Source organism: Sporichthya brevicatena, from assembly GCF_039525035.1.
Classification (GTDB): domain Bacteria; phylum Actinomycetota; class Actinomycetes; order Sporichthyales; family Sporichthyaceae; genus Sporichthya; species Sporichthya brevicatena.
This window is the reverse complement of record NZ_BAAAHE010000047.1, coordinates 1-23,537: the sequence shown is the minus strand read 5'-3', so window position 1 is coordinate 23,537 and position 23,537 is coordinate 1. Positions and strand designations below refer to the sequence as shown.

Annotated in this window: 28 protein-coding genes; 15 read left to right on the top strand and 13 right to left on the bottom strand. The window is 71.3% G+C overall.

The annotated features are described in order from the left end of the window. Positions 1 to 109: 109 nt before the first annotated feature. Positions 110 to 340, top strand: a complete 231-nt coding sequence (locus ABD401_RS21750; RefSeq protein ID WP_344608698.1) for a hypothetical protein — start codon at positions 110 to 112, stop codon at positions 338 to 340. Here ABD401_RS21750 and ABD401_RS21745 read toward each other — a convergent pair. Then, positions 264 to 554 (bottom strand): CopG family ribbon-helix-helix protein, encoded by a 291-nt coding sequence (locus tag ABD401_RS21745; protein ID WP_344608857.1) that lies wholly within the window; start codon positions 552 to 554, stop codon positions 264 to 266. The two genes, ABD401_RS21750 and ABD401_RS21745, sit on opposite strands and share 77 nt — an antisense overlap. Before the next feature lie 308 nt (positions 555 to 862). Here ABD401_RS21745 and ABD401_RS21740 point away from each other — a divergent pair, with 308 nt between their 5' ends. The 4 genes from ABD401_RS21740 (at position 863) to ABD401_RS21725 (ending at position 2,586) form a co-directional block, all read left to right on the top strand. Further along, on the top strand, positions 863 to 1,258 hold the full coding sequence (locus ABD401_RS21740; RefSeq protein WP_344608696.1) for a type II toxin-antitoxin system RelE/ParE family toxin: 396 nt from the start codon (positions 863 to 865) through the stop codon (positions 1,256 to 1,258). 16 nt (positions 1,259 to 1,274) lie between these two features. After that, positions 1,275 to 1,628 carry a helix-turn-helix domain-containing protein gene (locus ABD401_RS21735; RefSeq protein ID WP_344608694.1) on the top strand — a complete coding sequence of 118 codons (354 nt, stop codon included), beginning with the start codon at positions 1,275 to 1,277 and terminating at the stop codon, positions 1,626 to 1,628. Between the two features lie 117 nt (positions 1,629 to 1,745). Continuing rightward, positions 1,746 to 2,195: a type II toxin-antitoxin system PemK/MazF family toxin gene (locus tag ABD401_RS21730; RefSeq protein ID WP_344608692.1), complete on the top strand. Its 450-nt coding sequence runs from the start codon at positions 1,746 to 1,748 to the stop codon at positions 2,193 to 2,195. Positions 2,196 to 2,241: 46 nt separating this feature from the next. Beyond that, complete coding sequence (locus ABD401_RS21725) at positions 2,242 to 2,586, top strand: metallopeptidase family protein (protein ID WP_344608691.1); 345 nt, start codon at positions 2,242 to 2,244, stop codon at positions 2,584 to 2,586. A gap of 7 nt (positions 2,587 to 2,593) precedes the next feature. Here ABD401_RS21725 and ABD401_RS21720 read toward each other — a convergent pair whose 3' ends face one another. After that, positions 2,594 to 3,415 (bottom strand): SCO6745 family protein, encoded by an 822-nt coding sequence (locus tag ABD401_RS21720; RefSeq protein ID WP_344608689.1) that lies wholly within the window; start codon positions 3,413 to 3,415, stop codon positions 2,594 to 2,596. Between the two features lie 88 nt (positions 3,416 to 3,503). On the opposite strand from ABD401_RS21720, the gene ABD401_RS21715 reads away from it, so the two are divergent. Genes ABD401_RS21715 through ABD401_RS21705 form a run of 3 tightly spaced genes read left to right on the top strand, consistent with a single transcriptional unit; the run spans position 3,504 to position 6,890 of the window. After that, the gene (locus tag ABD401_RS21715) at positions 3,504 to 5,468 is read left to right on the top strand and encodes a S9 family peptidase (protein ID WP_344608687.1); all 1,965 of its coding nucleotides are present in this window, start codon (positions 3,504 to 3,506) and stop codon (positions 5,466 to 5,468) included. A gap of 52 nt (positions 5,469 to 5,520) precedes the next feature. Then, entirely contained in the window at positions 5,521 to 6,171 is a 651-nt protein-coding gene (locus ABD401_RS21710) for a helix-turn-helix domain-containing protein (RefSeq protein WP_344608685.1), read from the top strand. Beyond that, positions 6,168 to 6,890, top strand: coding sequence for a hypothetical protein (locus tag ABD401_RS21705; protein WP_344608683.1), 723 nt, complete (start codon positions 6,168 to 6,170; stop codon positions 6,888 to 6,890). Before ABD401_RS21710 ends, ABD401_RS21705 begins: the two co-directional genes overlap by 4 nt. 3 nt (positions 6,891 to 6,893) lie before the next feature. Here ABD401_RS21705 and ABD401_RS21700 read toward each other — a convergent pair whose 3' ends face one another. The 4 genes from ABD401_RS21700 to ABD401_RS21685 form a co-directional block, all read right to left on the bottom strand. After that, complete coding sequence (locus ABD401_RS21700; protein WP_344608681.1) at positions 6,894 to 7,574, bottom strand: ABC transporter ATP-binding protein; 681 nt, start codon at positions 7,572 to 7,574, stop codon at positions 6,894 to 6,896. Continuing rightward, positions 7,571 to 10,264 carry an ABC transporter permease subunit gene (locus ABD401_RS21695; protein WP_344608679.1) on the bottom strand — a complete coding sequence of 898 codons (2,694 nt, stop codon included), beginning with the start codon at positions 10,262 to 10,264 and terminating at the stop codon, positions 7,571 to 7,573. The genes ABD401_RS21700 and ABD401_RS21695 overlap by 4 nt, the downstream gene beginning before the upstream one ends. A 20-nt stretch (positions 10,265 to 10,284) precedes the next feature. Further along, the gene (locus ABD401_RS21690) at positions 10,285 to 11,574 is read right to left on the bottom strand and encodes an ABC transporter substrate-binding protein (protein ID WP_344608677.1); all 1,290 of its coding nucleotides are present in this window, start codon (positions 11,572 to 11,574) and stop codon (positions 10,285 to 10,287) included. A 122-nt stretch (positions 11,575 to 11,696) separates the two neighbouring features. Continuing rightward, on the bottom strand, positions 11,697 to 12,422 hold the full coding sequence (locus ABD401_RS21685) for a nitroreductase family protein (RefSeq protein ID WP_344608675.1): 726 nt from the start codon (positions 12,420 to 12,422) through the stop codon (positions 11,697 to 11,699). Positions 12,423 to 12,580: 158 nt separating this feature from the next. Here ABD401_RS21685 and ABD401_RS21680 point away from each other — a divergent pair, with 158 nt between their 5' ends. Next, positions 12,581 to 13,981 (top strand): HNH endonuclease signature motif containing protein, encoded by a 1,401-nt coding sequence (locus ABD401_RS21680; RefSeq protein WP_344608673.1) that lies wholly within the window; start codon positions 12,581 to 12,583, stop codon positions 13,979 to 13,981. Positions 13,982 to 13,990: 9 nt separating this feature from the next. Here the strand turns inward: ABD401_RS21680 and ABD401_RS21675 are convergent, their stop codons facing one another. Next, positions 13,991 to 14,488, bottom strand: a complete 498-nt coding sequence (locus ABD401_RS21675) for a winged helix-turn-helix transcriptional regulator (RefSeq protein ID WP_344608671.1) — start codon at positions 14,486 to 14,488, stop codon at positions 13,991 to 13,993. Positions 14,489 to 14,652: 164 nt separating this feature from the next. Here ABD401_RS21675 and ABD401_RS21670 point away from each other — a divergent pair, with 164 nt between their 5' ends. Then, positions 14,653 to 15,915 carry an ABC transporter substrate-binding protein gene (locus tag ABD401_RS21670; RefSeq protein WP_344608669.1) on the top strand — a complete coding sequence of 421 codons (1,263 nt, stop codon included), beginning with the start codon at positions 14,653 to 14,655 and terminating at the stop codon, positions 15,913 to 15,915. A gap of 4 nt (positions 15,916 to 15,919) precedes the next feature. Here ABD401_RS21670 and ABD401_RS21665 read toward each other — a convergent pair whose 3' ends face one another. Further along, positions 15,920 to 16,660 (bottom strand): SDR family NAD(P)-dependent oxidoreductase, encoded by a 741-nt coding sequence (locus ABD401_RS21665; protein WP_344608667.1) that lies wholly within the window; start codon positions 16,658 to 16,660, stop codon positions 15,920 to 15,922. A 10-nt stretch (positions 16,661 to 16,670) separates the two neighbouring features. Then, positions 16,671 to 17,909: an acyl-CoA dehydrogenase family protein gene (locus ABD401_RS21660; RefSeq protein ID WP_344608665.1), complete on the bottom strand. Its 1,239-nt coding sequence runs from the start codon at positions 17,907 to 17,909 to the stop codon at positions 16,671 to 16,673. A gap of 120 nt (positions 17,910 to 18,029) precedes the next feature. Between ABD401_RS21660 and ABD401_RS21655 the strand changes: the two genes are divergently transcribed. Further along, positions 18,030 to 19,028, top strand: a complete 999-nt coding sequence (locus ABD401_RS21655; RefSeq protein ID WP_344608664.1) for an AraC family transcriptional regulator — start codon at positions 18,030 to 18,032, stop codon at positions 19,026 to 19,028. 67 nt (positions 19,029 to 19,095) lie between these two features. Here the strand turns inward: ABD401_RS21655 and ABD401_RS21650 are convergent, their stop codons facing one another. Then, positions 19,096 to 19,290 carry a hypothetical protein gene (locus tag ABD401_RS21650; RefSeq protein ID WP_344608663.1) on the bottom strand — a complete coding sequence of 65 codons (195 nt, stop codon included), beginning with the start codon at positions 19,288 to 19,290 and terminating at the stop codon, positions 19,096 to 19,098. A 139-nt stretch (positions 19,291 to 19,429) separates the two neighbouring features. On the opposite strand from ABD401_RS21650, the gene ABD401_RS21645 reads away from it, so the two are divergent. Next, the gene (locus ABD401_RS21645) at positions 19,430 to 20,092 is read left to right on the top strand and encodes an alpha/beta hydrolase (RefSeq protein WP_344608855.1); all 663 of its coding nucleotides are present in this window, start codon (positions 19,430 to 19,432) and stop codon (positions 20,090 to 20,092) included. An 11-nt stretch (positions 20,093 to 20,103) separates the two neighbouring features. On the opposite strand, the gene ABD401_RS21640 is transcribed toward ABD401_RS21645, so the two are convergent. Further along, positions 20,104 to 20,691: a DUF305 domain-containing protein gene (locus ABD401_RS21640; protein ID WP_344608662.1), complete on the bottom strand. Its 588-nt coding sequence runs from the start codon at positions 20,689 to 20,691 to the stop codon at positions 20,104 to 20,106. Positions 20,692 to 20,848: 157 nt separating this feature from the next. On the opposite strand from ABD401_RS21640, the gene ABD401_RS21635 reads away from it, so the two are divergent. Beyond that, positions 20,849 to 21,256, top strand: a complete 408-nt coding sequence (locus tag ABD401_RS21635) for a YciI family protein (RefSeq protein ID WP_344608661.1) — start codon at positions 20,849 to 20,851, stop codon at positions 21,254 to 21,256. A 2-nt stretch (positions 21,257 to 21,258) separates the two neighbouring features. Next, entirely contained in the window at positions 21,259 to 22,395 is a 1,137-nt protein-coding gene (locus ABD401_RS21630; RefSeq protein WP_344608659.1) for an RNA polymerase sigma factor, read from the top strand. Here the strand turns inward: ABD401_RS21630 and ABD401_RS21625 are convergent. Together ABD401_RS21625 and ABD401_RS21620 are read right to left on the bottom strand one after the other, a co-directional pair. Further along, the gene (locus ABD401_RS21625; RefSeq protein ID WP_344608658.1) at positions 22,382 to 22,873 is read right to left on the bottom strand and encodes a CinA family protein; all 492 of its coding nucleotides are present in this window, start codon (positions 22,871 to 22,873) and stop codon (positions 22,382 to 22,384) included. The two genes, ABD401_RS21630 and ABD401_RS21625, sit on opposite strands and share 14 nt — an antisense overlap. A gap of 26 nt (positions 22,874 to 22,899) precedes the next feature. After that, positions 22,900 to 23,088, bottom strand: a complete 189-nt coding sequence (locus tag ABD401_RS21620; RefSeq protein ID WP_344608656.1) for a hypothetical protein — start codon at positions 23,086 to 23,088, stop codon at positions 22,900 to 22,902. Between the two features lie 60 nt (positions 23,089 to 23,148). Here ABD401_RS21620 and ABD401_RS21615 point away from each other — a divergent pair, with 60 nt between their 5' ends. Further along, a complete protein-coding gene (locus tag ABD401_RS21615; protein ID WP_344608654.1) occupies positions 23,149 to 23,457 on the top strand; it encodes a hypothetical protein in 309 nt (102 codons plus the stop codon). Positions 23,458 to 23,537: the final 80 nt, after the last annotated feature.

The window sequence follows — 23,537 nt, the reverse complement described above, 5'->3', positions numbered from 1 at the left end:
CACCCGCTCATCGCGCAGCCGGTCGTCATAGGGGATGCCCGGCCCTACGTCGCGGCGCTGATGGTTCTCGACCCGATGAAATGCTCCCGCCTGGCCTGGGACCCGCGGCGTGGCCGGCGACCTGGCCAGCCTGGCCGCGAATGCTCAGCTCCGCGCCGAGATCCAGGCGTACGTCGACGAGGTCAACGGCTCCCTGTCCAAGGTCGAGCAGGTCAAGCGGTTCGCCGTCCTGCCGGGCTTCTGGGCCGCCGGCTCCGACGAACTCACCCCGACCATGGAAGTCCGCGGCCGCGTGGTGGCCGCCAAGTACAGCGACGTGGTCGAGTCGCTGTACTCCTGATCAAGCGGTGCGGTATCGCCGGCCAATCGGGCGGACAATCACAGTCCCAGTCGTGACCGTCGTCGACCGTGCCGGCGGCCCGCCGTGACGACTGGGCCCGCAACTGGCGATCGACTGCGGCGCGCAGCGCGTCGCGGACGAATTCGCTCCGCCCGCGTGGGCCGGCGAGCCGGTCGACCTCGGCGACGAGGTCGTCGTCCAGCTCAATGTGCATACGCATGTGTGGAGGTTAGCCATGGTGGCCGGGACGTCTGGCGCTCTTGGCGGGGCGGGCGGAGGAGTCACCCTCGCCACCGCCACCTCACCCGGCACCCTGTCCTCAGGGCGCGACTCCCACCAAGGCCCGGGGCTCCGGGTCCAAATGGTTGCTCCGCCGCCGCGTGCCCGGAAGGCGGTTGCGGCACAAACGGTTCGAGTCCCACCCGCCCCCACCTGTGCGTTGGCCCGCCGGTTCTGTCGGTGCCTCGGCAGATCGTTGACACCGCCGGCTGATGGTGGACACTCCGGAGTGGGGGTCCGATAATGGTATCGTTATCACCCGGTTGGATCGTCGAGTTTCATCCGGCTTGCGGGGAGTGGGCTGAGCAGCTCGACCAGGCAGACGCGGAAGCACTGCTGGCGGCGGTCAGGGTGCTCCGCGACGTCGGTCCTGCACTCGGTCGACCACTGGTGGACACCGTGGTGGCAAGCCGGCACAAGAACACGAAGGAACTGCGTCCGGGTTCGACAGGTCGCACGGAGGTGCGGGTCCTCTTCGCCTTCGATCGGGTGCGGAGGGCGATTCTCCTGGTCGGCGGAGACAAGAGCGAGGACTGGAAGGGCTGGTATCTCCGCAACATTCCGGTCGCAGATGAGCGCTTCGAGGAACACCAGGCGGCCTTGGCCAACAAGGGGTCGGCGGACGAGAGCAGAAGTTGAGGAAGCGATGAGTGACATGGAGCGCTACGAGAAGAAGGTCCTCGCGACTCCCGGTGCCGCTGACCGGGTCAAGGAGATTGAGGACGAACTGCGCCTTGCTGCGGGGCTGACCGCATTGCGGGAACAGGCCGGGTTGTCACAGCGGGAGCTCGCGAAGCGGATCGGGGTGAGTCAGCCTCGCATCGCAGCCATTGAACGGGCCCGGAACGTCACACTCGATGTGCTCGAGCAGTACATCACCGCCGTTGGCGGCCGACTCGAGCTTACGGTGGTCAAGGGCGACGAGACGATCGCGCTGACGGGCCTAACTCCGGCGAGGACACGTCGCGTCAGGAGCGTTTCTCCGAAGAGGACGATCAAGAGCGCATAACTCGTCGTATCGAAGCGCGACCCGGGGGTCAAAGCGGACGGAGCGTCCTGCGCTCCATGGTGCGGCGGCACGGGGTGCCGGCTCGCCCCCGGGCACGGGACCAGGCACGCTTGCTCCGTGAACCTGGCCCGGATCTCCTCGCGACTGCTCGACCGGCTGGTGGAGCCGCGACCGCGCCGAGCGCGCCCGAAGCCGCCGGGTGGGCGGATGCTGGCCTATTCGCCGGACCTCGACGGGGCCCCGGACCCGGGTGAGGTGGTTTGGGCGTGGGTGCCGTTCGAGGACGACCCGAGCCGGGGCAAGGACCGGCCACTCCTGGTGGTCGGGCGGGACGGGCACCAGCTCTTCGGCCTCATGCTCTCCAGCAACGCGGACCGAGAGGGACAGCGGCACTGGATGCACCTCGGCGCCGGGGCGTGGGACGGTCAGCAGCGGCCGTCGTGGATCCGGCTCGACCGGGTGCTGGACGTCCAGGAGAAGGGTGTCCGGCGCGAGGGCGCGATCCTCGACCGGGCGCGGTTCGACAAGGTCGCGGCCGAGCTACGTCGGTCCTACGGCTGGAAGTAGCCGGCGCGGCGCGGAATGGACGCGAGCGCAGCTCGGTTCTCCCGTCATGTACGCGATGGGGCGGGACGAGTTCGAGTTCGAGGTCGGCCGGGTTCTGGAGAACCTGCCGCAGCGGCTGAGCAGCCGGATCGCCAACGTGTCGTTCGGGGTCGACGACGGGTTCGAGAATCTCAACCTCCTCGGTCTCTACGAAGGCGTCCCACTGACCAAGCGCACCAGTCAGTACGCCTTCGCCCTGCCGGACCGCATCACGATCTACCGCCTGCCGATCCTCATCCGCTGCTGGACGCGGGACGAGGTGGTCGCGCTGATCGAGAAGGTCGTCAAGCACGAGGTCGGCCACTACTTCGGCATCGACGACGCACGCCTTCACGAGCTCGGCTACGCCTGACGGTCCGTCACCAGGGCTGCGCGGCGACGAGCGGGGCGGCGAGGGGTTCGAGTGCGGTGACGAGCTCGTCGATCTCCGCTGGGGCGAGAGCGTCGTAGGGCGGGGCGGCCAGATCGTCCGTCAGATCCTCGATCCGTTGCTTGACCGCACGGCCGGACTCGGTGAGCAGGCCGTCGGCGCCGACGATGCCGCGTCGGCGCAGACCGTCGACGCCGGCGGCGAGGTGCGCGGCCGGCAGGTGGTGGGTGCGTCCGAACCTCTCCGGCGGCATGCCCTGGTCGAGCGCGACGAGGATGTGCGCCTCGAGGCCGTTGATGCCCTCGCTCATGAGCACAGCGATGTGCCCGTCCCCGCGGTACTCGCGCAGCAAGGTTGCGGCGTGGAAGAGGCGGGATGCCGCGTCCGCGGGCACCGGCAGCGCGCGCAGCGCCGCGTACATCGGCCGGCCCTCGTACGGCGCACTGACGGCGGCCTTGGTCAGCAGGTCGCCGGCGCGGACGAACGCGGGGGAGTCGACATGGTCGCCGAGGATCCGGCGCATGGTCGCGACGCAACCTTGTTGTCGAGCGGCGAAGGCCGCCTCCGGCGTCGTGGTGTCCCAGACCTTCGGGATGTGCCGCGCCACCTCGCCCGGGGCGAAGTTGTAGAACAGCGCGTCGACGACCTCCGCCGGGACCCGGCCGAGCGGCGCGGCGCGGCCGGCGAAGTAGGTGTCCCAGAAGTCGGTGAACCCGAGGGCGAACAGCGCCTCGTTCGGTTCGTCGAACGCGTAGGGGATGACCCCGATCGGCTCGACCAGTTCGAACATCCGCCGTGCCGTCGCGTTCATGGGGTGATCCTCCTCCTGCTCGGTCGTTCCCCGGTGCAGACCGGAGCGGAGCGGCGAAGTCATCGGCGTCGGCTCGTAGGGTGGGTTCATGATCGTCGCGCCGTACGGGTCCTGGTCCACGCCGATCACGTCGGAGCTGCTGCTCAGTGCGGCGGTCCAGCTCCGGGAGGTGCGGGTCGACGGCACCGACGTGGTGTGGGCGGAAGGTCGGCCCGCCGAGGGTGGTCGGACGCAGCTCGTCCGGCTCGACGCCGCGGGCAACCGGACCGACCTGCTGCCCGACGGGTTCAACGCCCGCACCGGCGTTCACGAGTACGGCGGTGGGGCGTGGTGGGTGCGCGACGGCGTCGCCTGGTTCGTGAACTGGGCCGACCAGCGGCTGTATCGACTCGAACCCGGCGGGGAGCCGCAAGCGTTGACTGGCGAGCCCGCGGTACCGCGCGGCGACCGGTGGGCGGACGGCGAGATCTCGCCCGACGGTGAGTGGATCGTCTGCGTGCGCGAGCAGCACGCGGCCGAGGGCGGCGCGGCGGCGGTGCGCAACGAGGTCGTCCGCCTGGCCGCGCATGCCCCGTCGAAGCCCGAGGTGCTTGCGGCCGGCGCCGATTTCGCGTCCTCGCCGCGGTTGTCGCCGGACGGCCGGACGCTGGCCTACGTCCGCTGGAACCACCCGTCGATGCCATGGGACGACACGGAGCTCGTGCGGCTGGATCTCGGGTCCGGTGCGGAAACCGTCGTGGCCGGCGGCTCTGGGGAGTCGGTCGGTGAACCGCGGTGGACCGAGGACGGGCAACTTCTCTTCCTCTCCGACCGCACCGACTGGTGGAACCTGTACCGCGCCGAGCCCGACGGCACGGTCACCCCGGTTGTCGAGATCGACGCGGAGATCGGGTGGCCGGCCTGGATGTTCGGTGCGGCGCGGTACGCCGTGCTCGCCGACGGCACGGTGGTGTTCGCGCGGGTCCGCGGTGGGTACGACGGGCTGGCACTGCGTCTGACGAATGGTCAGATCGTCGATCTCGACCTGCCGTTCTCGATCTACTCCGACCTGCGGGTCGAGGGTCCGTCCTCGGTCGTGGTGGTCGCCGGGAGTCCGACGAGTGAGCAGATCGTCGCGCGGATCGACCTGGCCGACGGCAAGCCGGCGCTGACGGAGCTGCGGGCGCCGCGCGACCTCGGCCTCGACCCGGCGCTGATCTCGCAACCCGAGCACGTCTCGTTCCCGAGCCGCGGTGTGGACGGCTCCGCGCGGACCGCGCACGCGCTGTACTACCCGCCGACCAACCCGGCGTTCGAGGCGCCCGCGGGCGAACGCCCGCCGCTGCTGGTCGTGATCCACGGCGGCCCGACCGCGGCGGCGATCCCGGTGCTCCAACTCGGTCTGCAGTTCTGGACCAGTCGGGGCTTCGCCGTCGTGGACGTCAACTACGGCGGCTCGACCGGCTACGGCCGCCCGTACCGGGAGCTGCTGAAGGACGCGTGGGGCGTGATCGACGTCGAGGACTGCCTCGCGGCGGCGCGCTGGCTCGCGGAGAGCGGTCGCGCCGACCCGGACCGGCTGTGCATCCGCGGCGGGTCGGCCGGGGGGTTCACCACGCTCGCCGCGCTGGTGCGTGAGGACACCCCGTTCGCCGCGGGCGCCGATCACTTCGGGGTCTCGGACCTCGCGGCGCTCGCGGCCGAGACCCACAAGTTCGAGAGCCGCTACCTCGACGGTCTCGTCGGCCCGTACCCCGAGGCGGCGGAGATCTACCGCGAGCGCTCGCCGATCACCCACGTCGAGAAGTTCCGCAAGCCGCTCATCGTCCTGCAGGGGAGCGAGGACGCCGTCGTCCCGCCCGCCCAGTCCGAGGTGATCGTCGACGCCCTCCGGGCCCGCGGGGTCCCGGTCGCGTACCTCCTGTTCGAGGGCGAGCAGCACGGCTTCCGCCGGGCCGAGAACATCCGGCGGGCGGTCGAGTCCGAGCTCTCCTTCTACGCCCAGGTCTTCGGCTTCGACCTCCCTACGGAGGAGGGCATCGACCCGGTCCTGATCGAGAACCTGGCGGGGTGACGTCGGCGCCGGGCCCATAGCACTAATGTGCCGATAGCGGTATGGTTGTGCTATGGAGGTGTCGGTCAGCGAGGCGGCGGCCCGGCTCGGGGTGAGCGAGCGACGGGTGCGGGAGCGGATCGCGGCCGGGGATCTGCCGGCGCGCCGGATCGGGCGGGCGTGGCTGGTGGATGCTGCCCACCTCGGCCGCGCGCCGCGGGTCGGCCGGCCGATGTCCCGCCGGGTCGCCTGGGCGTTCCTGGACCTCCTCGACGGCGGGGCCGGGGACGGGGTCAGTCAGCCCGAGCAGTCGCGGCTCCGGAAGAAGCGCGCGCTCCTCCTCGAAGCGCCGGATCCGGCTGCCCTGCTGCGCTCCTGGCTCCCCGCGCGGGCTGAGGTCCGCCGTTACTCCGTTGCGGCTGCTGACCTCCCGGCGCTTCGCGATGACGCTCGGATTGCGTTGTCGGGGGTGAGCGATATGCGTAGTGGCATGGCAGCAGCAGGGGTGGTCGAGGGGTACGTCGGCGCCGGCGAGGTCGACGACCTGGTCGAGGACTTCCTGCTCTCGGAGCGGGGGGAACCGAACGTGATTCTGCACGTCGTCGAGGAAGACCGCGCGGTCGCGGCGCCCGTCCCGCTGGCCGTGCTGCTGGCGGACCTGTCCGACCACAACGGCCCGCGAGAAAGAGCGGCGGTGGAGCGGCTGCTGCGGGACTTCCCGTGACGGTCGTGATGCCTCCGATGACGGAGGCCCAGGAACAGGCTTGGCTGACGCTGTTTCAGCTCTCCGAGCGTCTGGGCCGTACGTGGTCCCTCGTCGGGGGCCAGATGGTTCACCTCTACTGCGCCGAGCGCGGGTTTGCCCCGAACCGGCCCACCGAGGACGCCGACACCGTGCTCGACGTCCGTGGACAGCCGGGCATCGTCGGACGGTTCACCCGCGCCCTGATGGACCTCGGCTGGGCGTCCGCCGGTGAGTCGCCGGACGGGCATCAACACCGCTGGACCCGGGGCGCGGCACAGCTCGACGTCCTCATCCCCACCCACGTCGGTCCTCGGGCGGCCGGCCGCCGTGGCGCGACCGGCGGGACGACGGTCCAGGCACCGGGAGGGCAGCAGGCCATCGATCGGGCGGAGCTCGTGGTCGTCGACGTCCGGGGAGTGGTCGGCGAAGTTTCGCGACCGAACATGACCGGTGCCCTCGTCATCAAGGCGGCTGCCCAGCAGAACAAGTCCGATCGCCATCGCGACCGGCACCTCCACGACTTCGCGGTCCTCGCCGCGATGGTTCAGCGGAGCGACGCCCTCGCGGCGACTCTGCGGCCGCGCGACGTTGGCTACCTGCGCCGGACCCTCGCTGACCTCGATGCCCGCCCCGACGTGATCGCCTCGATCGCCGGCGCCGACCGAGGTGTGGACGTCCTCGCTCGGATCGTGGGTTGAAGCTCAGGACAGATAGCGCTGCTGGACCGCGACGAGCTGGGACCCGATCTCGTCGGCGGTGCCGGACATCTCGATCCGGCCGCGCTGCATGACGAGGACGCGGTCGGCGACGGCGAGGACCTTGCGGACGTGCTGCTCGACGAGGAGGACCGCCACACCGGCGTCGGCGGCGCTGCGGACGGCCCCGAGGAGACGGTCCACCACCATCGGGGCGAGGCCGAGGGAGAGTTCGTCGGCGAGCAGGACGCGGGGCCCGCGGGCGAGGGTGCGGGCCAGCGCCAGCATCTGCTGCTGGCCGCCGGAGAGGTCGCCGACGCGGCGGTTGAGGTGCTCCCGCAGCTCGGGAAACAGGTCCAGGGCGCGGTCCTTCGACACCTTCGCGACGGCGAGGTTCTGAGCGACCGTCAGGGTCATCAGGACCGACCGGGTCTCCGTCACCAGTCCCAGGCCGGAGCGCGCCCGGCGGTGCAGGGGAGCGGTCGTGGCGACGCCGTCCACGCGCACCTCGCCCCGGAGCGGGGCCTGCGCGCCGGCCAGCGTCATCAGCGTCGTCGTCTTGCCTGCGCCGTTGGGACCGAGCAGGGCGACCACCTCACCCGGCGAGACGGTCAGGTTCAGGTCGCGCACGACGACCGTCGACCCGTAGCCGGCGGCGAGGTCGTGCGCTTCGAGCACCGCGGTCACGCGTGGGCCTCCTCGCCGAGGTAGGACGCGACGACGTCGGGGTGCGCGCGGATCTCGTCCGGCGTCCCGGTGGCGATCACGCGGCCGAAATCGAGGGCCACGATGCGGTCGCACGTCGCCATCACGAGCGGAACGTCGTGCTCCACCAGGACGACGCCGATGCCGTTCGCCGCGGCGAGGGACCGGACCGCCTGCCCGAGTTCCTCGCGTTCGTGGGAGTCGAGCCCGGCCGCCGGTTCGTCGAGGAACAACAGCGTCGGTTCCGCGCACATCGCGCGGGCGATGCCGACCAGCCGCGCCTGACCCTGCGACAGCTCCGCCGGGCGCTGCTGCAGCACGGCCTCCAGTTCGAACAGCGAGACGATGCCGGCCATCGCGTCGCTCGGAACCTGTCGGCCCGGGCGGACCAGGTCGGTGAGGTACCGCCACGGCGCCTGTCGGTCCGCGGCGACGAGCAGATTCTCCTCGACCGTCAGCTCCTCGAAGAGCTCGACGGCCTGGAACGAGCGGCCGATGCCCTCGCGCGCACGTCGTTCCGGTGACCAGCGGTCGATGGGCTGACCGCCGAGGTTGATCGACCCCGCGGCCGGCTTCGTGAAACCCGTGACGACGTCCAGCAGCGTCGTCTTGCCCGCGCCGTTGGGGCCGATGAGTCCTACCACCTCGCCGGGTCGCACGGTGAAACTCACGCCGTCGAGCGCGACGACCCCGCCGAAACGGACCGTCAGGTTCTGCACGTCGAGGGCACGGAACTCGCGCTCGCGCCGCGCCACGTCGGCGGCCGACGTGGCCGAGCGGCCCCAGGAGAGGCCGGGCAGCCGGCGCCCGAGGTCCGCGATCTGTGCGCCCAGACCGTCGGGGGCGTGGCGGATCAGCACGATCACCTGCAGGCTCGCGAGGATGGTGATCCAGGTGACCGTGTCCGGGTCGCTGACCAGGTCGGTCAGCAGTCGTGAGCCGACGGCGCCGACCGCGAGCGTCGCGCCGATCGCCGCGCCGCCGATCGAGCCGAGCCCACCGATGACGGCGTACTGCACGACGTTGATCGAGCCGAAGATGTTGAACTGGTCGAACCGGACCGCCTGGTCCTTGAACCCCAGCACCACGCCGCCGAGGCCGGCGATCGCGGCCGAGAGGCCGAACGCGTAGAGCTTCGCCCCGTACACGCCGACTCCGAGCGATGCGGCCGCGCGCTCGTTGCTGCGCACGGCGAGCAGGCGGCGTCCGCTGCGGCCCCGACGCAGGTTCGCCACCACGAGACCGGTGACGATCAGCAGTACGAACCCGACGGAGGCGTAGCGGTTCGGGTGCGCGACGCCGTCGATGCTCCAGCCGAAGATGTCCGCGCCCTTGACCGTCGTGCCGGAGTAACCACCGGTCAGTTCCGTGTTGCCGAGCACGATCGCCTGGACGGCGATGGCGAGGCCGAGGGTCGCGACGGCGAGGTCGACACCTCGAGCGCGCAGGGCCGGGAGCGCGACGAGCAGGCCGAGCGGCACGGCGAGTGCGACGCCGGCCAGGAGGGCGAAGGGAAACAGCAGGCCCTGGGTGTCGTACAGCCGAGCCGCGACCCAGAGGCCGAACCCGGCGATGGCGAACTGAGCCAGCGACAGTTGTCCCGCGTACCCGGTGACCACGACGACGGAGAGGATGACGATCGCGATCGCCACCGTGATCGTGAGCGCGCCGGCCCAGGCCGCGTTCGCGGTCGAGGTGGCGAGCAGTCCGACCACCAGGGCGGCGGCGACGAGCTCGGGCCGGATGCGGCCGGTGCCGGGGAGGGGGAGCCGCGCGATGAGCTCGCCGCGCTGCAGCCGCCCGCGGCCGCGGATCGCGGTGACGAGCACGATCAGCAGGACCGGCACCGCGGTCGGGAGTCCGGCGAGCTCCTCCGGGTGGTCCTTCACGAATCCGAGCTGCGGGATCTCGGCCTGCACGACGCCGATGGCGAGTGCGGCCAGCACGGTGACGCCGAACGAGGCGAACCGTCCGATCAGCGCGGCCGCGAGCGCCGGGATCACCACCGCGGTGAGCGCGTTGATGTCGAGCCCGAGGACGGGCGCGAGCAGGATCGCCGCCGCCGCGGAGATGGCGCCGGCGATGGCGAAGTTCGCGAGCTCGATGCGAGTCGCGGACAGTCCCGAGATCGCCGCGACGCGGCGGTTCTCCGCGACCGCCGCGGTCGCGAGGCCGAACGGGGTCGCCGAGTAGAGCAGGCGCAGGATCACGGCGGCCACCAGCGCGATGCCGATCAGCACCAGCCGGTCCTGCGGGACGAAGACGTCCGGCAGGACCTCGCGGCGGGTGGTGACGAGAAGCGAGCGCGGTTGGCCCCGGCTCTCCTCGCCCCAGATCAGCTCGATGGCGCCGACGAGGATTGTCAAAATTCCGAGCGTCGCGATGAGCTTGGCGACCGGCGCGGCGCGGCTCAGCAGGGTCATCACGATGATCTGGGTGAGGACGCCGATCACCGCGCCCGCCGCGATGCCGATCGCCATCGCGAGCTCACGCTGGACGTCGTGCGTGTCCCGCAGGTCGTAGGCGACGAACGCCCCGAAGGCCCCGGTGGCGCCGGCGGCGAAGTTGAGCACGCCGGACGCCCGGTACACGAGGACGATGCCCAGCGCGGTCAGCGCGTAGAGCGATCCCGTCGCCATCCCGAGGATGGCGAAGCGCGCGTAGGTCTCCACCGTGGCCGCCTGACGTCAGGTCAGTTGGCCTTGAGGGTGACCGGGCCGGTGAACCGAGCCGGCTGTTCGACCGCGGCGACCGCCTTGCCGTTGACCACGCGCGAGGCCCAGAAGTGCGGGTTGAAGTAGCGCGGGAACTTCTCCGACAGCGGGGCGTCGGGCGCGGGCTTGCTCCAGTCGAACGGGGTCCAGGCGTCGTGCTCGATCGGACCGGCGCCCTCCAGCGCCTTGATCAGCGTCGCGGGGGCGGTGACGTCGCCCTCGGCCTTGGAGAGCAGGTCGGCGATCGTGTGCACGCTGACCCAGACCGACAGCGCCGCGTCGGTGTACTCGACCTCGGCGCCGGCGGCCGCGACCTCGTCGTGGAAGCGCTTCACACCGGGCAGCGACGCGTCGGTCGGGGTTTTCCCGGAGTTGATGACGTACATGCCCTCGACGCCCTTCGCGACCCGCGGGTCGTCGAGAACGTCGGGGGAGAAGGTGCTGCCGAACGTCGTGGTCGGCGTCTTGTCGAGGCTGTACCCCCCACCGTCGAGCGCGTTGACGAACGCCGGGATCCCCGCGCTGGTCACGAACGTGACGTTCACCGAGTCGGCGCCGGACTCGTAGGCGGAGGTGACGTACTGCGTGTAGTCGGTCGCGTCGACCGGGTAGAGCGTCGACCCCTTGAACTCGATGCCGACCTGGGGCAGCAGCTGCTTCACCAGGTCGAGCAGGCCGACGTAGGCCGGGACGTTCGGGCCGAGGTACTGCACGGACGTCGCGCCCGTGGCCTTGAGCAGCGCGCCGCCGGCGACGAACTGCAGCGCCGTGGCCGAGATCGGGAAGCTGTTCTTGCCGCTGCCCTCCTGCGGGCTGTTCGGGTTGTTGCCGACGAGCGGGATGCCGGCCGCCTCGAGGATCGGCTGGTAGATCGAGCCGTCCGGCGAGGCCGCGCCGATGACCGCGGTGACCCTTTCCGAGACCGCACGGCGGGCGCAGTCGCCGGTGCCGTTCGGGTCGAAGCGGGTGTCGCAGTTGAGGATCTCGATCGGGTGACCGTTGACCCCACCGGCGTCGTTGATCGCCTTCGCGGCGGCGCGCGCCGACGGCGGGATCTCCTTGAACGTGACCGCGCCGGTCTCGGACGTCAGCGTCATCAGCTTGATGGGGGACCCGGGGGCTGCGGTCGCGTTCGGGTCGGACGCCGGGGACGTCGCTTGTGGGTTGTCGGACGACGGGCTCGCCGTGTCCTCGTCGTCGGCGCACGCGCCGAGGCCGAGGACCGAGAGAGCGGCGCACAGGACGAGGACAGGGCCACGCAACGACATCGAGACTCCAAAGGCACGGCGGCGGGGGCTTAGCCGCGGAGTCTACGTACGTGTTGACTGCAATTCAACGGGCATGTTGACAACGAGTGGCTGAACGTGCGCAGTCGTCCCGAAATGTCGGGCTACCAGCGTTCCCAGTGGATGAGCTCGGTGGCGGGGCGGCGGGAGACCGGGCCGCACCGGCCGGCGGGGTAGCCGATCGGGACGAGGGCGTAGACCCGGACGGACCGGGGGACCCCGAGAATCGCGCGGAGCTCGGGCTCGAACAGCGGGTGCCAGGTCGTCAGGCACGCGCCGAGCCCGCGGGCCCGGGCCATCAACAGCAGGTTCTGAACGGCGGGGTAGATCGAGGCCGCCTCGCCGGTGCGGAGCATCTTCAGGACGTTCCGGGTTGCGATCAGCGCCCGCCGTGGGCCCACGGCTCGCATGCCGGCGCGCTGTTTGTCGAGCGTCCGCATCATGCGCTTGACCGGGCCACTCATGTTGTAACAGGCGACGATCAGTGCGGGCACCTCGTCGAAGTGGTCGGCCTGGTACTTCAGGGCGGCGAGGTGTCCCGTCCACTTGCGGTCGTCCATGTGCTCCGGCGGGGTTTGGGTGCTGACGTACCAGCTGACGACCTCCCGCCAGGCCGGCGCGAGGCGCGCGATCTGGGCCCGGTCCGTCACGACCACGAACGAGAACGTCTGCTCGTTGCCCCCGCTCGGGGCGTAGGTCGCGGCGGTGATGAGCTCCTCGAGCAGCTCCCGCGGAACGGGATCGGGCTTCAGTTTCCGCATCGCCCGCATCGTCGACATGACGTGGAGGAGTGGCGCCTCCGCCCCGAACGAAAGCTCAGTCTCAGTCACAACGAGCAGCCTAGGGAGGCCAGCCGCGTGTCGTCTGCCCTCGCGGACCGCGTGGGGCGCGGCGATCGTTGACGGGCCGTCAGAAAGTAGTGACTGGAGGGGTAAATGAGGTGTTGACAGTACTCGAACATTTGTTCGAACATGGGTAGAATCGTGGCATGTCCGCAGGGGTGGGGACGCATCCGGCACTGGCCACGATCGCCAGTGCTGTTGAGGACGTCCGCAAGGTCGCGGCGATGCTCACCGCGGACGAGGCCTGGACCTTCACCGACGCGGATCTGGAGCTGATGGTCCGGGCGCAGTCCGAGTTGGACTCCGCGGTCGCGGCGGTGGGGGTGCGGGCGGTGCGGGAGGCCGATGTCCGCGGGCTGTCGCTGGCGGACGGGAAGATCTCGACCGGAGTCTGGCTGGCGCGCAAGCTGGACCTGCATCCGGCCGAGGCGCGGCAGCGGGTTCAGGACGCCGACATCCTGTCCCGCAAGGGCACCGCGACGGTGGAGGCGTTGGCGTCGGGGGAGTTGAATCGGGATCAGGCACGGGCGGTGGCGCGGAGTCTGCGCAAGATCGAGCCGGTGGGTTCGGCTGCGGAGCTCGCCGATGCCGAGACGTTCCTGTTGGCCAAGTCCCGGGGTGCCGACCCGAGCGCGATCCTGCGGCTGGGCCGGCATATCGAGGAAGTCATCGACGAGGACGGCAAACCCCCGGCCCCGGACCCGGACGACCCCACCGGCGACGCCCCGGCCGAGTCCAAGCGGGCGGCGCGCGCCCAGCGCAAGCGGTCGCTGACGATCACCGACCTCGGCAACGGGTTGCACCGGATCCGGGGGGAGCTGACCGACGAGGTCGCCGCTCTGGTCAAGGCCGCGCTCGACCCCCTGGCCGCGCCCCGGCCGGCGGTCAACGGGCTCCGCGACGAGCGGTCCGCGCCCCAGCGCCGCCACGATGCCCTCGGGGACGTGTTCCGCCAGTTCCTGCGCTTCGGTGACCTGCCCGCCGCTCACGGGGTCCGGCCGCACCTGCACGTGACCGCGTCGGTGGAAACGATGGCCGGTGACACCGGGCACCCGTTCGCGAGGACCGCGACCGGTGAGGACCTGGACATCGCGACCCTGCAGCGCATCGCGTGCGATGCGGGGATCACCCCGATCGTCGCGACCACCCTCGGGGTGCCGTTGGCGATGGGCCGCGAGGTCCGCACCGCCACACCCGCCCAATGGGCCGCGCTCGTCGCGCGGGACATCGGCTGCATCGGTGACGGCTGTACGCGTCCCGCCGCGTGGTGTGAAGCCCACCATATTGAGTGGTGGGACCGCGACGAGGGCCCGACCGACGTGGACAAGATGGTCCTGGTGTGCTCCCACGAGCACTATCTGATCCACCATCAGGGCTGGGGCGTGCGGATGGCTGAGGACGGCCATCCGGAGATGATCCCCCCGACGTGGGTGGACCCGGAGCAACGCCCCCGGCGGAACGCGCACTGGCAACTGGTCCGCGACGGACTCAAGATCCCACCCGAGGAACCGGATCCACCATCACCCGAATCGCCTCGCCGCGAGTAGGGCGCGAGGTCAGCGAAAGCGGGGGTCGTTCCGGTCCCGGAGGGCCTGGGCGAGCCGCGGGGGATAGCCGGGGCCGAGGCGCATTTCGGTGTTGTCGGCGGTGACCGGCTGCCCGCAGTGGGAGCAGGTGGTGACGACCTCGGCGTCGTGGCCGCACGAGTGGTGGAGCACGATCGGGGGGCCGGCGGAGTCGGCGAGCCAACGGTCGCCCCACGCGGTCATGGCAGCGAGGACGCCGAAGAAGTCCCGACCCTTCTCGGTGAGCACGTAGTCGTAGCGGACCGGGTCGGACTGGTACGGCTGTTTCTCCATCAGGCCCTCGTCGACGAGGCGACGCAGTCGCTCGGACAGGGTGTTGCGCGCGATACCGAGGCCCGCGGCGAAGTCGTCGAAGCGACGGATCCCGTAGAAGGCGTCGCGGAGCACCAGGGGCGTCCACCAGTCGCCGAGCAGGTCCATGGTGCGGGCGACCGAGCACGGCCAGGTCGCGAAGGAGGTCCGTCGCATGACGACCACGTTACAAGGTTCACCAACAGAACTCAGCAGGTCAGTGAGGCATTTGACGGAGTGGGTCCATCTACGCAACTGTCTGTCCTGCGACGCACCTCCTCCCGGACTCGGCCCCCGCGATTTCGGCTCCTGATCACCTGCCGAAAGGAATCTGACACCCCATGAGCCGAGCTGTTGCCACCACTGCCGCCTGTCTCGCGGGGGCGTTGCTCCTCACCGCCTGCGGGGGCGGCGGCGACGAGGTCACGTCGGGCGGCGTCGGGTCCGACGGAGTTCGGACCGGTCCCGGCGTCACCGACGAGACGATCCGGCTCGGCGTCATGACGGACCTGACCGGACCCTTCAAGGACCTCAGCACCACGCTGCAGATCGGCCACCACATGTGGGCGAACGAGGTCAACGCAGCCGGCGGGATCTGCAACCGGCAGGTCGCGATCGAGACTCTCGACCACGGCTACCAGGCGGACACCGCCACCATCCAGTTCCCGGACATCGAGCCGAAGGTCGCCGGCTTCCTGGAGGTCCTCGGCGCCTCGGTGATCGCGGCCCTCTCGCCGGACATCAACGAGAAGGAGGTCACGACGCTGGCGGTGACCTGGAGCTCGGAGTTGCTCGGTCAGCCCTACGTCACCATCGTCGGCACGACATTCGACCTCGAGATGATCAACGGGCTCGACTGGCTGCTCGAGAAGAACAAGATCGCCAAGGGCGACACGATCGGCCACATCTATGTCGAGGGCGACTACGGCACGAACGGCCTGGCGGGCTCCCGGTACTTCGCCAAGCAGAACGGCCTCACCGTCGCCGCAGAGAAGATCACCGCGACCGACACCGACATGAAGAGCATCGTGACGAAGTTCAAGAGCCAGGGCGTGAAGGCGATCGCGCTCAGCGTCACCCCGCCGCAGACGGCGTCGGCCGCCGTGAACAACGCCGGGCTCGGGCTGGACGTCCCGATGATCGGCAACAGCGTCTCGTTCGCTCCGGTACTGCTCGACACCCCGGCCGCCAAGGCGCTGACCCGGCTCTACATCGCCGCCTCGGCGGTGCCCTACGACTCTCCGGTGCCCCGGGCCAAGGCGTTGGCGAAGCAGTTCGAGGCGGAGAACCCGAACGAGCGCCCGACGTTCGCCGTGCAGTACGGCTACGCCCAGGGTCTGATCTGGAATCAGATCCTGACCACCGCCTGTGCCGCGAAGGACCTGACCCGGGGCGGGATCATCGCCGCGCTGCGGTCGCACCGCAGCCTGTCGACCGACAAGCTCGTCTCGAAGCTCGACTTCTCAAAGCCCGGGGCACCGTCGTCCCGCGACGTCTACATCGCGCAGGTCGACCCCGGGACGCCCGGCGGCATGAAGCAGGTGCAGGCTCTCAAGCAGTACAAGGACGCCGCGACCTACCGCACGCCGACGGAGCGCCCGTGACCGGTCACCAGACCCCGGCGGTGGAACCGCCGTCGACGGTCATGATCGAGCCGGTGACGTAGTTGGAGCCGGCGAGGTAGAGGACGGCGTCGACGACGTCCTGGGGCACGCCGGTCTTCCCGGTGGGGGAGAAGGTGCGCAGGAAGGCCCACGTCTGCTCGTCGCGGGGGAACATCGGGGTGTCGATGACGCCGGGGGCGACGGCGTTGACCTGCACGCCCGTGGGCGCGAGCTCCAGGGCCAGGCTGCGCACCGCGTGGTTCAACCCGCCCTTGAGCATCGCCGGCAGCAGCGCCGGGAGCTTCGCCTGCGGCTGCATCGCGATGCAGGCCGTGATCGCGACGATGTGCCCCGACCCGTTTCCACTCATGTGCCGCGCCGCCGCCTGCGCCGGGTACAGGAAGCCCCGCAGGTTGACGTCGATCATCGACTCGATCTCGTCCTCGGTGAGGTCGACGGTCGGCTTGCCGAGGAACTGGCCTGCGTTCGCGACGAGGACGTCGACCCGCCCGTACGCGTCGAGCGCGCGCTCGAAGATGCGCTGGGTCGTCTCCGGCTTGCCGATGTCGCCCTCGACGAGGAGGAAGTTCTCCGGGTCGCCGATCGAGGTCGCGGCCTCCTGCAGCCGCGCCAGCGTGCGCGCGTTGCCGACGACGTTGTCGCCGCGCTTGAGGTACGCCTCGGCGACGGCGAGGCCGATGCCGCTCGAAGCGCCGGTCACGATCACAGTCTTGGGTGACGTCACGTCAGGTTCCTCACGTCTCGCTCGTGGCCAGGGGGTCGTAGTCGGGGGACATCAGGAGTGCGTGCAGCGCGCGACGGCGCACGCCGACGTTGCCGCCGGCGAAGATCGGCAGGGCCAGGGCGTCCTGCAGCAGGCTGCCGAGGGGGTCGACGTCGTCGTAACTGTCGACGCCGACGACACGCATCAGATCGGTGATCACACGCACCGCGGTCTCGGAGGCGAACACCTTCGCCGAGTGCGCGAGCTCGGCCGCGGCGGGCTCACGATGGTCGACCGACCAGCACGCCCGCAGGCTCAGCGCCCGCACCGCCTCGATCGCGATCTTCGCGTCGGCGAGGGCATACCCGACTGCCTGATGGGTGAGGATCGGCGCGGTGCCGCCGCGGTGCTCGGTTCGTGCGAACTCCCACGCGTGCACGAACGCCGACCGCATCAACCCGACGCCCATCAGCCCGACGAGCGCCGACGCCCCCGCGAAGCTCGCCCCGCTCAGCCGCAGGCCCGCCCCCTCCGCGCCCAGCAGGTTCTCCTCCGGGGCGGTCACGTCCCGCAGCGTGATCTCCGGCAGCAGGTGGGCACGGTACCCCGGCGAGGCAATGACGCGATCCAACTCGACGCCGGACGGCTTCTCGACGGCGATCATCGAGATCGCGCTCTCGGGCGGGGCGTTCTCGTCGGTGCGGCACACGACGCAGAGCAGGTCGGCCCCGTCGCGCTGCCACCCGGTCGCGGACGACACCCACTTCTTCCGGCCGTTGATCACCCACCGGCCGTCGGCGCGGACGGCCCGGGTGCGCACCCCCTCACCCGGCGGCGGTGACGCGGCGTTCGCGCTCCCGCCGGGCTCGTTGGAGCAGAACGCGGCGAGCGGTGCACCGGTCGTCTCGAGGAACGGCGCCAGCAACTGCTTGTGCTGCTCGGGCGTCCCGCCGACGATCACCGGCGTCACGCCGAGCACCGTCCCGAGCAGCGTCAGCGCGACGCTGCCGTTCTCCGCGAAGAGCTCCTCCACCACGACGGCGGTGTCGACCAGGCACTCGTTGTCCCCGCCCACCGCGGTGGGGAGACAGGCGCGCAGGAACCCCTCGGAGATGAGGCGCTCGTAGGCGGGGCGCGTCGCGAGGAAGCGCTCCTCGGGGGTGGCCAGGCGCTCCGCGGACCGCGCGTCGCGCAGCACGTCACGGGCCACCGAGCGGGCGCGGGCGCGGAGGTCGCGCTGCCGGGGCGTCAGGGCGAAATCCAGCGTCACGGCCGCAGTCTCGGCGGCACCGACCGGTCGGCGCTCGAACGTGACTGCGCGCCGATTGGGACGAGCGTGCAGGGCCGATCCGCGGTTACCCTGACGGCACCAGCCCCGCGGAGGTGGCCTGTGCGGTACCTGACGGTGGCGGATCACCCGCCGGCCGAGCAGTTCAGCTACTGGCGCGACGTCATCTGCCAGGTGTGCACCCCGCTGGCCGCCGAGCGCGAGCCCGAGCACCGTGGCGGCGAGCCCGCCCTGGAACGCATGACCGGCTGGGCGCGGTCGTCGACCGTCGGTTCCTCGCACTGCGCGGAGGTCTGCTCGCGGACCCAGGTCCTCGTCCACGGCCCCGGCGAGATCCGGCGGATGAGTTCTGACGATGTGTTCGTCTCGCTGCAACTGCGCGGGCACTGCATCGCCGGCCAGGGCGACCGCGTCTGCCACATCGGGCCCGGGTCGTTCGCCATGTTCGACACGACCGACACCTACCGGCTCGCGTACTCCGGCGACGACGCCGGCGAGTGGCAGGTCCTGTCCTTCCGGGTCCCGCGGTCACGGTTGGTGCCGCTGGTCACGGACCCCGGCGGGTTCACCGCCGTCGCACACGACGCGACGCAGGGCGGGATCGCGGCGCTCGTCGCGTCGACGATGACGTCGATCTGGCGCAACGTCGAGACGCTCGACGACGTCGCCGCGCAGTCCTCGGAGACCGCGCTGCTGACGTTGCTCGCCGCCGCGGCCGGCGACACCGTCGGCCGGGAGGTGTGCGCCGAGACGATGGGCGCGGCACTGCGCGCGTCGATCAACCGCCACCTCGCCGGCAACCTGCACACCGACCTGACCGCGGCGTCGGTCGCGGCGCGGTTCGGGATCTCCGTCCGCAAGCTGCACGGCCTCTACGCCACGAGCGACCAGACGTTCGCGCAGACCGTGATGACCCTGCGCGTCGAGGCGGCCGCGCGCGACCTGCTCGCCGGGGGCGCCGGGACGCTGACCGACACCGCGATGCGCTGGGGCTTCGCCGACCTCTCGCACATGAACCGCGTCTTCCGTGCGCGGTTCGGGTGCCTGCCGTCGGAGTTCCGGCAGCGGCCCGCGGCCGAACTCCCCGATCCCGGCCGGTAGGCGGCGGGTCCGGGAGAAACAGCAGGGCCGGCTCGAAAGTACGAGCCGGCCCGGTGTCGATCGGAAATCAGGCCTGGGTGACCCAGTCGTCCACGTGCGCGCACACCGTGGCGTTGCCGGCCGCGGCGCAGGGGGCGCAGGTGCTGAAGCCCGTGCCGTGCTTGTGGGGCTTGATGGTGCTCTTGTCGAACGGAGGCGTCCGGACGAGCTTCGACGGGTCCGAGTTCCGGGCGGACTTGACCGCCCGCATCTTGACTGACAAAAACTTCTCCTCAAATGGATGCGGGCGCCCTGAACGCAGGACGCCCAGCGCAATGATCGCAGGTCGACAGCCGCCTGGCCACCGCGGCGGCGAGTCCGACGGCGGCGCACGGGACAATCCCGGCATGACTTCTGCACCGATGCTGGACGCTGTCGAGTTCGAAACCGGGCCGAACCCCGCGTGGTCGGTGATCCTGCTGCACGGGCTCGGCGACAGCGGGGACGGCTGGGCGCCCGTCGCGCCGCACATCGTCCGCCCGGGCTGGCCGTCGGTGCGGCTCCTGTTCCCGCACGCGCCGGTGCAGCCGGTCACGATCAACGGCGGCATGAAGATGCGGTCCTGGTACGACATCGTCGACCTCGGTGACATCGACCGCCGTGCCGACGAAGCCGGCCTTGAGGAGTCCGGCCGCGCGGTCGAGGCCCTCATCGCCCGCGAGGCCGAGCGCGGTGTTCCCGCGTCGCGGCTGATCCTCGCCGGGTTCTCCCAGGGCGGTGCCGTGACGCTGACGCTCGGGCTGCGTCGGGCCGAGCCGCTCGCCGGCCTGGTCGCGATGTCGACCTACCTGCCGATGGCGACGAAGGTTCTCGACGAGGCGAACCGCGACGTGACGCTGCCGGTGTTCATGGCCCACGGGCTGCACGACCCGATGGTCCCGCACGCCGCCGGCCAGCAGGCCGCCGAGCACGTCCGCAGCCTCGGGCACGACGTCGAGTGGCACTCGTACCCGATGCAGCACGAGGCCTGCGCCGAGGAGCTCGACGCGCTCGGGGCCTGGCTGTCCGCGCGCTTCGGGGTCTGAGGGGTCTGAGCTCAGGCCGCCGGGGTCCGGACCCCGCGCTGGCGGAGCAGGTCCTTCATCAGCGTGATCTCGTGCTGCTGGACCTGCAGGATCGAGGTCGCGAGGTCGCGAAGGGCGAGGTCGTCGGTGCGGGCGAGGATGTCCCGCGCCATCGCGATGCCGGCCTCGTGGTGGGGGATCATCAGCTGCAGGAACCGGACGCCGACGTCCTTCGGCGGGATCGTGCCGAGCACGTCGATGTCCTCCTGCCGCATGACCGCCCCGGCGTGGTGGCCTCCGGTCCCCGCGCTCGCGGCGGGTCCGGTCGACGGGAGTCCCCAGACCGCCAGCAGTGCCCGCATCTGGCCGATCTCCTGCTGCTGACTGAGCGCGAGGTCGAACGCGATCTCCTGGATCTGCGGGTCGGGCGAGCGGTCCCGCGCGAAGGTGGCCATCTCGATCGCCTGGGCGTGGTGGGTCTGCATCTCGCGGGTGAACGAGGCCTCGGCGCTGGTCGTCGCCGGGTAGGCGGGCGCGGCCTCCCCGCGGTCGAGCTGCGCGAACGTCAGCGCGCCCGAGGCGAAGGCGGCGACGCCGATGAGAGCCGTCCGCGTCCACACCTCTCGACGGTCGCTCGCGCGTGTTTCCGGATGTGAACGGCCGCGTTACGAGGACCTACCGAAATTTCTTCCCCGTCGATGTCGAGAACGGTCCGGCGGCTCCGTCCCCGGGGTGAAGGCGACCAAGATGGGTCGGCAGACACCGAGGAGAACGACGATGGCGAAGTACCTCCTGCTCAAGCACTACCGCGGCGCGCCGGCGGCGGTGAACGACGTGCCGATGGCGAAGTGGACGCCCGAGGAGATCGACGCGCACATCCAGTACATGCGCGACTTCGCGGACCGCCTCACCGAGACCGGCGAGTTCGTCGCCGAGGCCGCGCTCGCGCCCGAGGGGACCTGGGTGCGCTTCGACGGCGAGGGGCGTCCGCCGGTCACCGACGGCCCGTTCGCGGAGACCAAGGACCTGATCGCCGGCTGGATGATCATCGACGTGGAGAGCTACGAGCGTGCCGTCGAGCTCGCCGGCGAGCTCTCCGCCGCTCCGGGGGCGAACGGGGAGCCGATCCACGAGTGGCTCGAGCTCCGCCCGTTCTACGGAGTCGCGCCGACGATCACGGACTGAGCGTGGACGACGTCGCGCTCCGGGCCCTCGTCCCGAGCGTCCTGGCCGTTCTCGTCCGCCGCGGGGCCGACTTCGCGGCGGCCGAGGACGCGGTCCAGGACGCTCTGGTCGAGGCCGTCCGCACCTGGCCGGCCGACGCACCGCGCGACGCCAAGGGCTGGCTGGTGACCGTCGCCTGGCGGCGGTTCCTCGACGCCACCCGCGCGGACGCCGCCCGACGGCGGCGCGAGGACGCCGTCGACGCCGAACCCGAGCCCGGCCCGATCCCGGCGACGGACGACACGCTCTGGCTCTACTTCCTCTGCGCGCACCCGTCGCTGACGCCCGCGTCGGCGGTGGCGCTGACGCTCCGGGCGGTCGGCGGCCTGACCACGCGTCAGATCGCCGACGCCTACCTTGTCCCCGAGGCGACAATGGCGCAGCGGATCAGCCGCGCCAAGCGCACGGTGTCCGACGTCCGGTTCGACCAGCCCGGCGACGTCGGCACGGTGCTGCGGGTGCTCTACCTCGTGTTCAACGAGGGCTACTCCGGCGACGTCGACCTCGCCGACGAGGCGATCCGCCTGACGCGACAGCTCGCGGCGGCCTTCGACCACCCTGAGGTCGCCGGGTTGCTCGCGCTGATGCTGCTCCACCGCGCCCGCCGCGACGCGCGGACCCGGCCCGACGGGAGCCTCGTCCCGCTCGCCGAGCAGGACCGCTCCCGCTGGGACACGGCCCTGATCGCCGAGGGCGTCGAGATCCTGCAGGCCGCGCTCGCTCGGGATCGGCTGGGGGAGTATCAGGCCCAGGCCGCCATCGCGGCCCTGCACGCCGACGCCCCGAAGGCGGCGGAGACCGACTGGGTCCAGATCGTCGAGTGGTACGACGAGCTGCTGCGGTTCACCGACAGCCCGGTGGTCCGGCTCAACCGCGCCGTCGCGCTGGGGGAGGCCGACGGCCCGCACGCGGGTCTCGCCGCGCTCGCCGAGCTCGACGACTCCCTACCGCGGCACACCGCCGCGGCGGCGTACCTGCACGAGAAGGCGGGAGAGCGTGCGCTCGCGGCCCGCCTCTACGCCGCGGCGGCGGCCCGGGCGACCAACGCCGCCGAGCGCGACCACCTGACCCGGCAGGCGGCGCGGCTCAATCGCGGGTGAGTGCCTCGACCAGCAACGTGAGGGCCGCGGCGGCGAAGGCCTCCATGTTCGCGGCGCGATCGTCGGAGCCGGTGCGCAGGTTGCGCGCCGTCACGCCGTTCGGCCCCGCGACCGCGGCCCAGGAGTGACCGGGCGGGTCGCCGTAGGGGTTACCGGTCGGCCCGGACGCGCCGGTCTCGCCGAGGCCCCAGGTCGTGCCCAGCGACGCGGCGACGGTGGTGGCCAGCCAGCCGGCGAACGGCTCGGTCGCGCCGCGCAGGCCGGCCGGCCGCGGCGCCCCGGCGAACTGCGCCTTGGCTCCTTCCAGGGTGTAAACCACAAGTCCACCGCGGTAGAACGCCGAGCAGCCGGGCACGGCCACCAGCGCGGCGGAGATGAGCCCGCCCGCGGCGGACTCGGCGACGGCGATCGACTCGCCGCGGGCGGCCAGTCGCTCGGCGGCGGCGTGGGCGGGTTCGGTCAGCGCGGTGGGGAGCACGGGCCGATGCTAGGCCTGACCCGTCGTCAGCGCCCCTTCTTGCGGGTCGACTGCGCGAAGCGTCCGGCGTGTCCGAGGGCCTTCGAGGTCTTCGTCGGCCCGGCGTGCTTCTTCTCGATCCGCTCGCTCAAGTGCCGCGCTCCGGCACCGATCACGGGCACGGCGATCGCCATGATCAGCCAACGGCGGAATCGACGCGTCAGGAACACCCACATGGCATCAAGCCTGCCCCGCCGGTGCGGGCGTAAGCGGGTGGGGTCGGGGATGATGGCCACATGGCCCAACGCTCCGCGGTGAGTTTCGACGACGCACGTCGCCTCGTCCGCGACCATCTGCTCGACCGCTGGACCTCCACCGACGGTCGCCTCGTCATCGCCCAACAGGGGTTCACGGACACCACCCGCTGGCGGGTCGTCGCGCACGCCGAACCGGTCGGCGACGAGGCCGACGACGCCCCGCCGCCCCCCAACCTCACCGCGACGGCGTTCCTCGTCGACAAGACGTCGGGCCAGATCACCGAGATCCCGGTCGTCGGCCACGAGCCCGAGCTGGACGCGATGCTCCCCTGGGGCGTCCCGGACTGACCTCGCCGTGTCAAGAAAGGGGGCTCTCCTGACTGATCCGTGGGTCATCGGCCAGGCAGAGCGGGGCGGTGGCCGCCGAG